General features: G+C 60.9%; 15 protein-coding genes, 1 tRNA gene and 1 pseudogene (1 of these 17 cut by a window edge). 13 read left to right on the plus strand and 4 right to left on the minus strand.

Features of this window, described 5'->3' with window-relative positions:
- The first annotated feature begins 66 nt into the window (after nucleotides 1-66).
- From WOC76_RS09025 to WOC76_RS09045, 5 genes are all read left to right on the plus strand, one after another.
- Nucleotides 67-417: a hypothetical protein gene (locus WOC76_RS09025; RefSeq protein ID WP_341107450.1), complete on the plus strand. Its 351-nt coding sequence runs from the start codon at nucleotides 67-69 to the stop codon at nucleotides 415-417.
- Between the two features lie 28 nt (nucleotides 418-445).
- Complete coding sequence (locus WOC76_RS09030) at nucleotides 446-679, plus strand: hypothetical protein (protein ID WP_341107448.1); 234 nt, start codon at nucleotides 446-448, stop codon at nucleotides 677-679.
- 7 nt (nucleotides 680-686) lie between these two features.
- Complete coding sequence (locus WOC76_RS09035) at nucleotides 687-851, plus strand: hypothetical protein (protein WP_341107446.1); 165 nt, start codon at nucleotides 687-689, stop codon at nucleotides 849-851.
- A 100-nt stretch (nucleotides 852-951) separates the two neighbouring features.
- Entirely contained in the window at nucleotides 952-2,352 is a 1,401-nt protein-coding gene (locus WOC76_RS09040) for a glycosyltransferase family 4 protein (protein WP_341107444.1), read from the plus strand.
- Nucleotides 2,331-3,569: an acyltransferase family protein gene (locus WOC76_RS09045; RefSeq protein WP_341107443.1), complete on the plus strand. Its 1,239-nt coding sequence runs from the start codon at nucleotides 2,331-2,333 to the stop codon at nucleotides 3,567-3,569. Before WOC76_RS09040 ends, WOC76_RS09045 begins: the two co-directional genes overlap by 22 nt.
- Before the next feature lie 30 nt (nucleotides 3,570-3,599).
- Here WOC76_RS09045 and WOC76_RS09050 read toward each other — a convergent pair whose 3' ends face one another.
- Nucleotides 3,600-4,991: a cytochrome B6 gene (locus tag WOC76_RS09050; RefSeq protein WP_341431380.1), complete on the minus strand. Its 1,392-nt coding sequence runs from the start codon at nucleotides 4,989-4,991 to the stop codon at nucleotides 3,600-3,602.
- A 476-nt stretch (nucleotides 4,992-5,467) separates the two neighbouring features.
- On the opposite strand from WOC76_RS09050, the gene WOC76_RS09055 reads away from it, so the two are divergent.
- Complete coding sequence (locus WOC76_RS09055) at nucleotides 5,468-5,878, plus strand: hypothetical protein (RefSeq protein WP_341107441.1); 411 nt, start codon at nucleotides 5,468-5,470, stop codon at nucleotides 5,876-5,878.
- A gap of 216 nt (nucleotides 5,879-6,094) precedes the next feature.
- A complete protein-coding gene (locus WOC76_RS09060) occupies nucleotides 6,095-6,541 on the plus strand; it encodes a helix-turn-helix domain-containing protein (RefSeq protein ID WP_341107439.1) in 447 nt (148 codons plus the stop codon).
- Between the two features lie 27 nt (nucleotides 6,542-6,568).
- Here the strand turns inward: WOC76_RS09060 and WOC76_RS09065 are convergent, their stop codons facing one another.
- Nucleotides 6,569-7,123 carry a chemotaxis protein CheB gene (locus WOC76_RS09065; RefSeq protein WP_341107437.1) on the minus strand — a complete coding sequence of 185 codons (555 nt, stop codon included), beginning with the start codon at nucleotides 7,121-7,123 and terminating at the stop codon, nucleotides 6,569-6,571.
- A gap of 241 nt (nucleotides 7,124-7,364) precedes the next feature.
- Between WOC76_RS09065 and WOC76_RS24295 the strand changes: the two are divergent.
- Both WOC76_RS24295 and WOC76_RS09080 read left to right on the plus strand, forming a co-directional pair.
- A pseudogene (locus WOC76_RS24295) lies at nucleotides 7,365-8,711 on the plus strand (chemotaxis protein CheB); the annotation flags it as partial.
- Nucleotides 8,712-9,050: 339 nt separating this feature from the next.
- Nucleotides 9,051-11,531 carry a PAS domain-containing protein gene (locus WOC76_RS09080; protein WP_341431381.1) on the plus strand — a complete coding sequence of 827 codons (2,481 nt, stop codon included), beginning with the start codon at nucleotides 9,051-9,053 and terminating at the stop codon, nucleotides 11,529-11,531.
- 136 nt (nucleotides 11,532-11,667) lie between these two features.
- Here WOC76_RS09080 and WOC76_RS09085 read toward each other — a convergent pair.
- Nucleotides 11,668-11,757: transfer RNA gene (locus WOC76_RS09085), tRNA-Ser, on the minus strand.
- Nucleotides 11,758-11,805: 48 nt separating this feature from the next.
- On the opposite strand from WOC76_RS09085, the gene WOC76_RS09090 reads away from it, so the two are divergent.
- From WOC76_RS09090 to WOC76_RS09100, 3 genes are read left to right on the plus strand one after another with little or no spacing between them, the layout of a single operon-like run.
- Nucleotides 11,806-12,252 carry a gamma-glutamylcyclotransferase family protein gene (locus WOC76_RS09090; protein ID WP_341107427.1) on the plus strand — a complete coding sequence of 149 codons (447 nt, stop codon included), beginning with the start codon at nucleotides 11,806-11,808 and terminating at the stop codon, nucleotides 12,250-12,252.
- Nucleotides 12,249-13,109, plus strand: coding sequence for a pantoate--beta-alanine ligase (panC, locus tag WOC76_RS09095; protein ID WP_341107425.1), 861 nt, complete (start codon nucleotides 12,249-12,251; stop codon nucleotides 13,107-13,109). Before WOC76_RS09090 ends, panC begins: the two co-directional genes overlap by 4 nt.
- Complete coding sequence (locus tag WOC76_RS09100; protein WP_341107423.1) at nucleotides 13,106-13,396, plus strand: acylphosphatase; 291 nt, start codon at nucleotides 13,106-13,108, stop codon at nucleotides 13,394-13,396. Before panC ends, WOC76_RS09100 begins: the two co-directional genes overlap by 4 nt.
- 26 nt (nucleotides 13,397-13,422) lie before the next feature.
- Here the strand turns inward: WOC76_RS09100 and WOC76_RS09105 are convergent, their stop codons facing one another.
- Nucleotides 13,423-13,755 (minus strand): hypothetical protein, encoded by a 333-nt coding sequence (locus WOC76_RS09105; protein WP_341107421.1) that lies wholly within the window; start codon nucleotides 13,753-13,755, stop codon nucleotides 13,423-13,425.
- A 231-nt stretch (nucleotides 13,756-13,986) separates the two neighbouring features.
- Between WOC76_RS09105 and WOC76_RS09110 the strand changes: the two genes are divergently transcribed.
- On the plus strand, nucleotides 13,987-14,035 hold the beginning of the coding sequence (locus WOC76_RS09110; protein WP_341107419.1) for a cytochrome P450. It continues 1,334 nt past the right edge of the window; the window shows 49 of its 1,383 coding nt (coding positions 1-49); it begins with the start codon at nucleotides 13,987-13,989; its stop codon lies beyond the right edge, outside the window.

Below are 14,035 nucleotides of genomic sequence, written 5' to 3' on the forward strand. Positions count from 1 at the left end.
TCCGTTTCCGTTATGCGGAAATCTCCCTGATGCTTTATGAAGAAGCCGGTTCACGAGGGAATCGACATGCCCGAGCTTCTTCGCGCCAGCGTGTTTCTGTCGGCCGCCCTGCTGGGCGCGGCGCCGGCCGCCGCCGCCGGGCCGTTTCAGTGCCGGCTCATGGAAACGCAGGCCTTCCTGCCGGACTTGCAGACCTTCAGCGGCTACCGCTGGATCGAGTGCCTTGTCGTCGGCCCCGAGGTCGCCGAGGTGGAAGGCATTGCCGTGAACAATGGCAAATGCCAGAGCTTCGACTATTGGTATGCGGGCCGGAGCTTCGCCAGAGGGCAGGCGATCCATATTCCCTATGCCTGCATGACCCCTGTTAACGTGACAATTGCAGCGAACGGGCTATTTTGGCCGGTGAATCTGAGATAGGAAAAAATTCAAGGTCACGAGGATGCACATGCGCTATCTGGGCGTCGCCGTTCTCATGCTTGCGCTTTCTGGCTGCAACAGCGCAAAAAGCGTCAAGGATGAGGCGAACAGGGAATATGCCGTCAATTCCTACGAACAGTCTCTTGAAGCCTATCAGCTCTGCGTCGCCCAGCACCCGAACGACCAGCAAAGATGCAGCGCCGTGGCGCGCGTCATCGACGCCGACCGCAAGCGCTACGAGAAGCTGCCTCCAGCTTTGTGATTCCCGCGTGCCGGGCCGCCTCGACAACGCCTTGCTTTTGGCCCTCTATCTGGCCGCCGCCGCGATTCTCGCGGTGCTGATCGCCAAGGAGTTCAGCCGCGACCGTTTCGGCGATTGCATGAGCGTCGGGGCCTTCTCGCGGGAGCAATGCGAGGAGTACGCGCGCGAGTAGGCGCCCGGAGCGGGGTCGCGCAAAGCGACGCCCGAGGTTAGACTGGCTGAAAAGCAGCCATTCAGGCTCGGCGCGTTGATGACGGCAGGAGAGTCCCTTTTTGCAGACGAAACTCGATTGCCCTGCCAAAGAGGCTCCATCCAGTCTCTCGGAGCAGGAACGGCTCCTGGAGCATCAGCTCCGGTATCTTTACGCCGAGGTGCTGCAGCTCAAGAAAGAGCGATACGAGATTATCTATACGGCAAGCTGGCTCATCGTGCGGCCGCTGCTGCGCCTGGAGCAGGCGCTGGCGAGATTGGCGCGGCGCCCCGTCTCCTCGGTCGCGGAGACGGGCCTTTCCCCTACGACCTCGACCGCAAAGACCCAGGCGGTCGAGCCCCGCCGCATCCTCATCGACGTGACCGGAACGGTCGAGCGCGACATGGGGACGGGGATCGAGCGGGTCGCCAAGGATCTCTCCGATGCGTTGCGCGCCGCCGATCCCGCGCAGTGCCGGCTCGTCCGCTGCGACAAGGGCCGTCTTCTCGAATGCAAGGCCCCGATCGGGGCAAAGGACAGGGCAAGCGACACGCCGCTCGCCATCGAGCCCGGCGACCAATTTCTGATTCTCGCCGACGCCTGGAATTACCCGCAAGCCTATGCGGGCGTCTTCGACGCGATTCACGCCGGCGGCGGCCGGGTGATCGTCTGCGTGCACGACGTCATTCCCGAGTTGTTCCCCGCGGCCTGCCACGAAAGAACCGTCGCCCTCTTCGGCCCCTGGCTGCGCGATATCCTTCTGAACGCCGATGGCATTCTCACCGTTTCGCGCGCTTCGGGCGCCGATCTCGCCGCGCTTGTGGAGGAGAGAAGCATCCCCCACCGCCCGGGTCTCTCGATCGGCTGGTTTCACAACGCCTCCCGCTTCGAGCCGCGTCCGGACCACCAGCAGCGCGGAAAGATCGCAGAAGTCGCGCGGGCCGACGCGCCGCTCTTTCTCTGCGTCGGCACGCTGGAGCCCAGAAAGGGCCATCTCGTGGCGCTCGACGCCTTCGAGCGGCTCTGGGCAGAAGGCCATCCGGCGCGGCTCCTGTTCGTGGGGCGGCGCGGCTGGTTCGATTACGCGCTTGTCGCGCGCATCACGGCGCATCCCGAACTTGGCCGCCGCCTGTTCTGGTTCGATGACGTGGACGACGCCGAGCTCGCCTTTCTCTATGCGCAAATGTCCGCGCTGGTCTGTCCCTCCTTCGCCGAAGGCTTCGGCCTGCCGGTGATCGAGGCGTCCCGCTGCGGCAAGCCGGTCTTTTGCAGTGACATTCCGGTTTTCCGGGAAGTCGGCCGGGAGGGCGCCCTCTACTTCGCGCTGAATGACGCGGCCGCTTTGGCCGACGCCATCCGGGGCTGGGAGGATGGCCGCCTGCAAGCCCATCCCGAGCGCGTCTCGGCCTCTTCCTGGGCGGACGCCGCGGAGCGCATCCGCGCCGCCATCAAAAATAACGAGTGGGACTTTCGCCTCTGCTGAAAGGGAAGCGGTTCATCGCGATGGCGCCGACGACAGAGACATTCGCCTCACGCAACATCAGTTTTTTTCGCTGGCTGAGCGCCGGCGCGGTGGTCGTGATGCACGCGACCGCGCTCCTGCTCGCCCAGTCCGATATTATGAGCGCGCCGCATAATTTCTTCGAATATTTCTGGTGGTTCGTCTCCAACAAGGAGGTCGGCCACAAAGCGGTCGTCGGCTTCTTCGTCATTTCCGGCTATCTGGTGGGCGGGGAAGTGATCAGGGGCGCAAGGAGCGGCGAAGCTTTCTACTACGGCTATTTTCTGAAGCGTTTCGCCCGCATCTATATCGTGCTTGCTCCGGCGCTCGCCTTCACCTTCCTGATCGACTCCGTCGGGGCCGGACTTTTCAGAAAGGGAGGATTTTACAGCGACCCGATGTTCGCGGGCCATTTCAGCCTCGACGTTTTCGCGCTCAATCTCTTCAATCTTCAAGACATACTGACCGAGCCCTATGGCACGAACATTCCGCTCTGGTCGCTCGCGGTCGAGGTCTGGTACTACATTACATTCCCGCTGCTGCTGATGCCGATCATGACGCATCTCTCCACGCGCCTGCGGCTCTTCTGGTTCTGCCTCGCCATCCTCGTCTGCGGCTATTTCTCGCTCGTTTCCTACCTCTTTTTCTGGGGCTATGTGATGTGGATCGCAGGGGCCCTCACGGCTGTGGCGCGTAAGCCCGTCATGCGCTCCTATTGGGCCGCGCTGGCCCTGTTCGTGATCATCATCATCCCGGTCCGCCTCCTGGTGCGTGGCCCGCTCGTGGAATCCTTTCCCTCGGCGCGCACCGCAAGCGATGTCGTCTGCGCGCTGGCCTTCGCGAATGTGCTGCTCTCTGCGAGATTTTCCATCCCCCGCATCTTCGGGTCGCTGCCCTCCTTCCGGCTCGACATGCCGAATTTCACCTATTCGCTTTATCTCACGCATCTGCCCATCATCGTCTTCGTGCGCGCAGGGCTCGAAAGCGTCGCGCCGGGATGGGCGCTTCAAAACGCAACGATTGGCAATTGGCTCGTGATGTTTTGCGTGATCGCGGGCGCGGGCGTTTTCGCCTATCTCTTCTCGAGCGCGACGGAAGCGAAGACAACGTCTTTCAGAGGCTTTCTCGACCGCAAGATCGAGGGGCTCGCGCGCGTCCTGGCCCTGTTCGATGTCGGCCGCACGAGAGCCGGACGATGAGCGCGGGCGGTGACGGCGCTGCCCCGTCTGTCACAGCGTCAGCAGATAAGCGAAGAGATTGTCTTTCTCGTCGCGCGTGAGCTGAAGGCCGAGCACGAGATTGAAATACTCCACCGTATCGGCGAGGGTCGGCAAGCGGCCGTCATGTAGATAGGGCGGCGAATCCTTGACGCCGCGTAGCGTGAAGGTCTTGATCGGTCCATCCGGAACGAGAATGAGCCCGTTGACGTTCTTGCCGATATCGTAGAACCGTTCAGCCTTGAGGTCGTGCATGTTGTTGTCGAGGAACGACAGGCTCGGGATGTGACACTCGGCGCAACGGCCTTTGCCGAGGAAGATTTTTTCGCCCGCCAGTTCCTGCTGCGTGGCGCGCGCGGGATCGAGGCGGCCCATGGGATCGAGCTTGGGCGCCGGCGGAAAGTCGATGATATTCTGCATCTGCGCCATCATCGCCACTTGGTCATGCCGCTCTGGCAAATGAACGCCCTTGCGCTGCGCGCTGACCTGATCGCCATTGAAATAGGCGGTGCGCTGCTCGAATTCGCTGAAATCCTCGACCGAGCGCAAGGACCGCTTGGAGCCATGGATCTGCTGGTTGAAGAGGCCCCGCAGGCTGACAGTGTCCAGCCGGAATCGCACGGCCTGCGGCCTCAGGTCCGGCGTCTGATGGAAGGCGGCGTTGGTGTGGAAATTCGAGTGACAATCTAGGCAGGCGATGCCGAGCGACTGCTCGGCGACCTTTCGGTCTTCCGTCTGATTGAACTCCTCCTGGGGGAAGGGGGTCAGCAGCAGGCGAAGCCCTTCGATCTGCACGGGCGTCAGCAGGCCGACCATCATCTTGTAATAGTTCCTGATCGTCAGAAGCTGGCCGCGCGATACGTCGCCGAGCTCGGGACGCGTCGTGAGAAAGATTGGCGGCGGAAACTCCGGCGTCAGATGCGCGGGGAGGTCGAAATCGACATCGAAGCGTTTGAGATCGCGCCCCTCCTGACGGCTGATCTCGTCGATCTGCTCCTTTGGAATCACCTGTCCGCCGGTTGACTGCTTGACGTGCGGGAGCGGAAGGAAGCCGGCGGGGAACAGGCCCTTCTGGCGGATTTCCTCCGGCTTCATCGCAGCAAGCGCGTCCCATGTGGCGCCCTTTTGAAGCTTTACGCGAACGCCGCCCTGAACAGACTTGCGCCCGCCCGACATCATCACGCCTGGGATGGGCCTCTCGGAGAGATCGTACCGCTCCTCCAAAAAGGATCGCTGCTGCTGCATGACGCTGGCTTTGCTGGCCTCATCGTCAGCCTTTACGGCATCGAAAGGCCGCGTGGGCAGGGGCCGGTAGCTCGCATCCGGCATGGACTGCGCGAGCGACGCCGAGGCGAAAAGAGCCACGAGGAGGGGGGAAAGCGACACGGGCAGCCGAACGAACATGGTTCTCTCCCGGAGCAGCAAAGCCAAAACGCTTCAACCGCTCGGCAGGTTCAATGTTCCCCAGCCGGGGCGATGGCGATCGTGACAATGGGTGACTTGCCAGATCTTCGAAAGGGCGTGCTTCTATCGCTCTCAAATTTCCTCTGAAAAAGCACCAATTTGCAGAATTGGGGTGGCGGCAGAGAGTAACTATTGGTAACGAAAGAATCGGGATTGCCCGTTCGAGTGGCAGGCCGGAACGGCCGTCCTTTGTTGCGTTCGCGTCGTGCGTAAGTTCTCCAAGGCCGGCTCGGGGCATCCTGCAGAGCCTGCCTCCAACCGCGGGGGATCCGGTTAACGTGACAAACCTTGATCAGCGCCATTCCATGCGTGCCTCATATTTCGCAAGCGAGAGGTCTACGGAGGACGTCAGCCGTAGTCGCGCGCCGCAGCTCATCAAATTTGAGGCGCGCGGCCCTGGGGGAGGCGCCGGGCGCATGCCTCCGGCAGAGCCTGATCTCAACGATATTCGAAAATCCATCAGCATGGGCGCTACCGTCCTCAAGGATCTGGCAAATCACAACCGGACGCAGGTGCAGGCCGCAGGGAAAGCCATCAAGACTCTCGAGGCTGAACTTGAAGAGGAAAGGGGCCGGTATAAGGCGCTCAAAAGCCGACTCGATGCTGCGGAAGAACATCATCGACACATGCTGAGCGCCGCTGAGCAGAAAGTTTGCGAACTGCAGGCGACAAACAAGTTAATCACGGAAGAACTGCAAGCAAAGTCCAAGGAACTGGGGCAGCTCCGGTGGTTCCTGGAAGGGCTGGTCTCCGATGTCGAAGCGATCGAAGATGCGGTGCAGGAAGCCGGCGAAATTCTGGCGGGGCGTCGGGTTGCGGCGGAGTAAAGTTGCTCCACACGGAGAGGCGAGCCAATGCGCGAGCATTGGCCTCTCCTTCCGTGCGCCGGCCCGAGCCTTCGGACGCCGGATGACGCCAGTTGAGAAAAAATCGGGATTCCGGCTATTTTAGCGGGATGTCGCCCGAAAGGCGCTCTAAGCAAGTCTCCGAAAGAACCCGCTTATCAGGCCCCTCTAGTTTTTCAGCAAGAAAAAGTTTGTCATATGCAAGTAAAAGCTCTTGAAACTATCGTTTCAGACAAATATCCGAAGTTCAAACATGAGTTTCTGGAGCTTCTGTTTGCCGTCCTGGTGGACGAGCGACCCGTATTCGGGAATGATTTGGACTCCCTTTTAGTTTACACAGCTGTTTCCCGTCTTTATCTCCGGGATGAAAGGGCCGGATTGTCATCGGAAGATCAAGAGTCGGGGCGTCGTTATACGCTGACTGCAACGAGAATCGCCGAGTCCACGAGAATTCCCAGAGAAACGGTTCGCCGGAAGCTGCGGCAACTCGAGAGCCGCGGCTTTCTCGAAAAGGGCCCCCGCGATGATTGGCGGGTCGTGGTGAAAGATGGCCAGCCGGTTATCAGGAGCGAATATTCGCATGTCTGGCAGCAGGAAATGGCGCGAATCGTGAAGTTCGTGAGGGTGCTGAAGGATCACGTTTGACGGCATCCACTGACGCCGCCACTCGCGTCATCTGCACGATTTCAATAATGCAGCGATTTCTTCGGCGGATAAGCACGCGTCCGGATGATCTCTCGCAATAGCGGTCTCGGGCATGGAAGGATTAACAGCCTCTTTGGGCTCCTGAACGACTGCCTTCCCGCCGTGCTCTTTGATGGTTCTCAGCCCCGCCGCTCCATCCTTGTCGCCTCCGCTGAGAACGATGCCGATAACGTCTTCTCCATAAACCTGGGCGGCCGAGATGAAGAGCGGATCTGCGGCAGGGCGCGTAAAGTGAATTTTTGGTCCCTGATTGAGACGAATGCGCCCCGCTTCCAGGATCATATGATGGTCCGGCGGGGCGACATAGATGTGGCCCGCTTGGATTGGCGTTCCGTCCTCGCCAAAGGATACGGTCAACCTGGAAGACCAGGAGAGTATTGTCGGCAATTCGCTGGGATGCTTGCCAAAATGTATGACCACAAAAACAGACGCCGGGCATTCTGCGGGAATCGCCGCCACGATTTGGCGGAGTGGCTGGAGCCCGCCTGCTGAGGCTGCGATTACTATGATCATGGTCATCATGCGAAACTTGGCCCTCGATAGGAAGTTCCTCGCCCTGCGCTGTTCGCCAAGGCTTTCCTCCGTCCGGAGGAGGCGAACCGAAACCGCATGATTTCACCTCCACACGCTTGCGAGAAGAGCAGCCGCGACCGGCAGAAGCGGCCGGCTCTTTATTCACAGCACAGCAGTTGGTTCTCGACGCGTCGCTTATGTTGGAGAGTGCTCGGTGGTAAGACTATGTAAATGACGGCCCGGCAGTTCCATGGAGGGGACTTTGAGTAACGCAGCCAACGGCTTCCATGGCCCTAATCACACGCCGGTTTGCGCGTTGGGCGCCTCCGCGGGCGGCGTTGCTGCGTTGAAATCGTTTTTTACCCACGTCAAAAACGATTTGGGCTTGGCCTACGTTGTCGTCGTTCATCTCGCGCCGGATCATCCAAGCGCCCTGAGCGAGATCCTGACGATTCAAACAAAGATGCCAGTCATTCAGGTTGATTCGACTGAAAAGCTGAAGCCAGACTGCATATATGTAATTCCGCCAGACAGGGAACTCGTAGTTAACGGTGACGATGTGACGGCGCGCCCTTTCACAGCGTCGAGATACCGCCGCTCTCCCATCGACATGCTTCTCCACTCCGTCGCCTCCGGAAGAGGCGATGGGGTCGCAGTTTTGTTGAGCGGTTCCGGCTCGGACGGGACGCTCGGCGCCCGGGCTGTGAAGGAGGCCGGCGGCGTTATCTTTGCGCAGGAGCCTTCGGAGGCCGAATATCCCCAGATGCCGGAGAGCGCCATCGCGACCGGAGTTGTCGACTTTGTCGCTCCTATCGAGCAACTCACGGAGCGGCTAGCGGAGGTGATGCAAAGCAAGGCGGCCCTTCACAGGGAAAGCAAGGAAGACGCAGAGCACCAAATTCGGCAGATTGTGGCGCTCCTGCGCCGGCGCATGGGACATGATTTCTCCAATTACAAACGACCAACCATCATGCGCCGACTCGCAAGACGCATGCAGGTGGTGCGGCAGGAAAGTCTGGACAGTTATTATCGTTATCTCCAGAACAACAAGAACGAGGTCCATGAGCTTTTCTCGGATCTTTTGATTTCAGTGACGTCCTTCTTCCGTGACCCGGCGGCGTTCGCCGCGCTGGCCGACAAAGTCATCAAACCTCTATTCGACAAGCTCGATGGCGAGGCGTCGATTCGCATCTGGGTCATCGGTTGCGCGACCGGAGAAGAGGCCTATAGCCTGGGCATTCTCTTGTTGGAAGAAGCGGCGCGGCGTGGCGCGCATCCTGTCATGCAAATATTCGCCAGCGACATCGACGACGCCGCGCTCGCCGCAGCCCGCGAAGGCCGCTATCCGAAATCGATCGAGGCCGACGTCTCCCAGGAACGTCTCCGCCGTTTTTTCGTGCAAGAGGATTCGTTCTACCGCGTAAAAAAGGAGCTTCGCGATCTCATCCTGTTTGCCGCGCATAGCGCGCTCAAGGACCCACCTTTCATCAAGATCGACCTCATTTCCTGTCGCAATCTTCTCATTTATCTCCAGCGCGAACTTCAGCGTCAGCTGTACGGCCTTTTCCACTATGCGTTGAAGCCGAACGGTTATGTTTTCCTGGGTTCGGCCGAGACGATCGACGCCACGCACGAGCAGTTCAGGCCGGTGGATCGTGACGCCCGGATATACCTCGCCGCCGGCGCGCCGGACAAAGTTGCTCCGATCCTGCCGCAGCTCACCTCGGATTTTCGCTCGACCGAGTATCGCCCGCTACAGACTGGCCATGTCGAGCAGGCGATCACTGTCGGGCATGCGCACGGCGCGGCGCTGGAGCGGAGCGCGCCGCCGAGCGTTCTAGTCGACGGCTCCTTCAAGATACTCCATATCTCCGCAAACGCCGGCCGTTTCTTCAGGCCTCTGGAGGGGCCATTCAGCGCGGAGTTGCCAGCTCAAGTGCGTCCGGAGCTTCGCGTCGACCTGAAACTTGCGCTACAGCGCGCGCTCGAAAAGGGCGAGGCCTCGCTGAGCGTGCCCATTTCTGTCGCTTTCAACGGCGACGCTCATCTTGTCGCGATCCATGTGGCGCCCTCGAGGGACGGCGATCAGACGCTGACGGGCCAAGCCCTGGTTTTTTTCATGGACCTCGGCAAGGCTTCGCCCATTGAAGATTTGCCCGAGGCGGAGAACGGTAACCGGGGTGAAATCAAGCGCCTTCGTCAGGAGCTTACTGCAGCGCAAGATCGGCTCAGCGCCGGCCGGAGAGAGTATGAGCAGGCGACCCAGGACTTGCGGGCCGCGAATGAGGAGCTGCAATCCATAAATGAAGAATATCGGTCCACGGCCGAGGAGCTGGAGACGAGCAAAGAGGAGCTGCAATCTATCAATGAAGAGCTGCAAACGGTCAACGGCGAGCTTAAAAGCAAGCTGGAGGCGATTTCGACGGCCCATAACGACCTAGAGAATCTCGTGGCCGCCACGGAGATTGGCACGCTGTTCCTCGACTCCGATTTGAAGATCAAATTTTTCACGCCGCGTGTGCACGCCTATTTCAACATCAGCCAGTCTGATATTGGTCGAATAATTTCCGACTTCAGCCACCGGCTCGTTTACGACGGCCTCGAGCAGGATGTCACCAGCGTCCTCGAGAGTCTGAAGCCGATAGACAGGGACATCAAGACATCCGACGGCCGTTGGGTGTCGATGCAGGTGCGGCTCTATCGGACGCTGGAAGAACAGATCGATGGCGTCGTCGTCACGTTTGCTGACATCACCAAGCTCAAGCTCGTCGAAGAGCGACTGGCGGCTGAGTTGCGCGCAATGGCCCGGCTACAGGAGCTGAGCACAAAAGTAATGGTCGCTGACCAGCTCGAGGAACCGCTTGGGACCATCCTTGACGCGATCATCGAATTGATCGGTGCTAATTTTGGCTACATACAGCTTTACGATGGCGCCGCCAAAGTCTTGAGAATTGTTGCGCATCGCGGATTTCAAAAACGTTTTCTCGACAATTTCGCGAGCGTCGGCGCTTCCTCGGGCACGGCTTGCGGCATTGCTCTCGCCAAATGCGAGCGGGTCGTATTCGAAGACGTCGAGAAAGAGCCCCTCTTCGCGCCGAACCTCGATGAGGCCAGGGTGGCGGGTTATCGGGCGGTCATCTCCGCGCCGCTGTGCGCCAGTTCCGGCGGGTTGGTCGGCATGCTCGCCGTACACTTTTGTGAGCCCCACCAGTTTTCCCCTCACGAATTACGGCTCGTCGACATTTGCGCGCGGCAGGCCGCTGACGCGATCAGTGTTTATTCGCTGCAGCAAGCCTTGCGAGAAGCAGACCGCCGCAAGGATGAGTTTCTCGCCATGCTCGCCCATGAGCTGCGCAATCCCTTGACGCCGATCCACAACGCCCTCGAAGTGCTGAAACGAGCCAACCTGCCGGCTCAGGAAGTCGCGCGTTTGCACAGTCTCATCGAACGACAGGAGTCGCACCTCGTTCGTCTTGTCGATGATTTGCTCGATGTTGCGCGTATCACGCGCGGCAAGATAGAGTTGCGACGCAAGCCTGTGGAGCTCAAGGACGCCATCCGTCAAGCCCTTGAGACCACCGCGCCGCTGTTCGAGGCGAAGCGGCAGGAAATCAAGGTTGCGTTACCAGACGCGCAGCTTGTCGTGGACGGCGATCTTGTGCGCCTATCCCAAGTCTTCGCCAATCTGCTCAACAACGCCTCGAAATACACGCAGGCTGAGGGCCGCATCGACATCTCGGCCCGGCGTGACGGCGATGAAGCGATCGTCAGCGTGCGCGACAACGGAATCGGCTTTACACCTGACAATCTCACCCATGCCTTCGAGCTCTTCAATCAGGGTGACAGGCCATCCGGCGAGGGGCAAGGCGGAATCGGTGTCGGGCTTGCGCTCGCTCGCGGTCTCGTTGATCTCCACGGCGGGCATATCGAAGTCTTCAGCGATGGCGGTGGAAAAGGCAGTGAATTTCGTGTTGTACTTCCACTCTCCGACAAGGAGGCGCCCGGTGCAACTCAGGTCAAGACCGGGTCTCTCCCGGCCGCGGCCTCGCGGCGGGTGTTGATCGTCGATGATCAAAAGGATGTCGCAGATAGCCTCGCGATGCTCGTCCAGTCGATCGGCGGAGAGACGAGAACGGTCTTCAACGGGCCTTCGGCTCTTGCCGCCATAACCGAGTTCACCCCGGACCTGATGATCATGGACATCGGGATGGCGGGCATGGACGGCTACAAGCTCGCAAGCGAGATCAGGAAGCTGCCGGAGGGGAGGGACATAACGCTCGCCGCCCTCAGCGGTTGGGGTCAGAAGGACGTACGCGAGCGTGCGCTCAAAGCTGGCTTCAACCACTTCTTCGTCAAGCCGATCGATATCGATGCCTTGACGAACCTTCTCAGGTCGTCGCCCGCCGCAAAACCTTGAACGGTTCTCCCAGGCTACGAGCCCCCCGCAAGAGCCCCCTGAGCCTCCCTCCCACGCCGGCAGAACGGATAAGCAGGTTCAGCTCGGCATCACCATTCGAAATGCGTTGTAAATCATAGGTCTGTTTGGATAGGGATGGCGGAAGAGGTGGGATTCGAACCCACGGTGGAGTTGCCCCCACGGCGGTTTTCAAGACCGCTGCCTTAAACCACTCGGCCACCCTTCCCCGGCCGTGATATAGCACGCCTGCGCCGCCGCGCGAGAGGGTTCGACGTTGCCGCTGCATTTTGCTTATGGCTCCAATATGGACGCTGCCGCCATGGCGCGGCGTTGTCCGCATTCCAGGTTTCTGGGCCGGGCGCGGCTGCCGCGTTGGCGCTTCGTGACGCTCCCTTCGGGTTTCGCCAGCGTCATGCCTGACAATCGCTCGAGCGTCCATGGCGCGCTTTGGGACGTTCCGGTCTCGGATATCATGGCGCTGGATCGCTACGAGCAGGTGGGGCAGGGGCTCTACGTCAAGAAGATCATCCCGGTGTTGCGCGAGCCCTTCGGGTCCGCGCCGGCTCTGGTGTATATCGGCGCCGCGGCGAATCAGGGCGCCGCCGCGCCCGGCTATCTCGTCGATATTCTCGCGGCGGCGCAGGCCCTGGAGTTGCCGCCCGCCTATATCGGCTATCTGTCGCATCTTCTGGCGGAACAAAGGAAAGGCCAGCGTGGATGAGTCTCGAGGTTCCCGTCGTTCACACGATCGAGGAGATGCGCGCTTACGTGCGGGCGCGCCGCGCCGCCGGCGAGCGGATCGGCCTCGTGCCGACGATGGGCGCTCTGCACGAAGGCCATCTTTCGCTCGTCCAGGCGGCGCGCCGCCATGCAGATCGCGTCATTACGACCATCTTCGTCAATCCGACGCAGTTCGGCCCGAGCGAGGATTTCGCCCGCTACCCTCGCACATTGGCGGCGGATCGGGAGAAGCTCGGCGGCGTCGCGGCCGATCTCGTGTTCGCGCCGGCGGTCGAGGAAGTCTACCCGAAGGGCTTCTGCACCACTGTCTCGCTCGATGGTCCTGCCAAGGCCGAGCTCGAGGACCGGTTCCGTCCCAGTCATTTTGCCGGGGTCGCTACGGTCGTGGCAAAGCTGCTCAACCAGGCCCAGGCTGACGTCGCCGTATTCGGCGAGAAGGATTACCAGCAGCTGCTCGTGATCCGCGCCATGGCGCGTGATCTCGACATTCCGACGCGGGTACTCGGCTGCCCCACGCTGCGCGACCCCGATGGGCTCGCCATGTCGTCGCGCAATGTCTACCTGTCGGCGGACGACCGCGCACGCGCCCCTGCGCTTCATCGCGCGATCGCCGAAGCTGCGCGGCGCATCGCCGAGGGCGAGGTCGTCGGCCATGTCATGGGGGAGGCCCACGAGGCCATCGTAGGAGCGGGCTTCGATATCGATTATGTGGAAGCGCGGCACGCGGAGACCCTGGCGCGCGTTGCGCGCCGCGAAGACGGGCCAATCCGCCTTCTCGCGGCGGCGCGCCTGGGGGCCACGCGACTTATCGACAACGTGGCGGTTCCCACCAAATGAGCCGGCGCGTCATCCGATTCTTCGTCGCCGGGCGTGTGCAGGGCGTGGGCTTTCGCGCCTTCCTCATTCGGGAGGCGAATGCGGCTGGCCTCATCGGCTGGGCGCGCAACCGGTCGGATGGATCGGTCGAGGCGCTGGCCGCCGGGCCCGAAGCCGCGCTGGACGGTTTTCTCGCCGTTGCGGGGCAGGGACCGCGGGCGGCGCGCGTCGATCGTCTCTGGCTGGCGCCGGCCGATGACTCCGAGCTCGAGGGCGTGGCCGGTTTTGGCATGGCGGCGACCCTGTAGCGGCCCCGCCCCCGCGCCCAAAGTCCTCAGAATAGTTGTTCTGAGATCGCCAGAATTTTCAGGACGACCCCGCCGCCCGGCACAGTCTGCATGAAGTCCTCGAACCGCTTCGGCTCCAGGCCGGAGAGGATCATCAACGCCGAGAGGACGAGAAGCAGAAAGGCGATCTTGGGGAAAAACAGGCCGATGATCATCGCGCCTGCAAGAACGAGGCCGCGCTTGGTTCTGTCGCCCGTCGTCGGGCTCTTGTCCTCGGGCGCTCCGCGTCCGAACAATGGCAGCGGCTTGGCTGTCGCCTCGTCATCAGGGACGACGGCGCAATACTGGCTCCAGACCCAGGCCTTCGACGTATCGGTCATGGCTGCTTCCCTCGAATCACTCGCCTTCGCACCATTTTGTGAGTTTCGGCCAAACTCGCCAATCAGGGAAGGGGCTGTCGCCATGACGCCAAGATCTTCGGCGACGCCAAATCTTCAGCGACGCCACGATCTTCGGCTCTTGGAAATTGATGCGGCAGGCGAGACGTCGTAATGTCGACTGATCGAGCTTGGCGATTTCATTGGGCTTTTTTCAATTTTGAGGATTTGAATATGATCTCGGCTGTGGATGGCCGCCAATCGACCGCGAGTCCAGTTGTCC

It is taken from the genome of Methylocystis sp. IM3, from assembly GCF_038070105.1.
Classification (GTDB): Bacteria; Pseudomonadota; Alphaproteobacteria; order Rhizobiales; family Beijerinckiaceae; genus Methylocystis.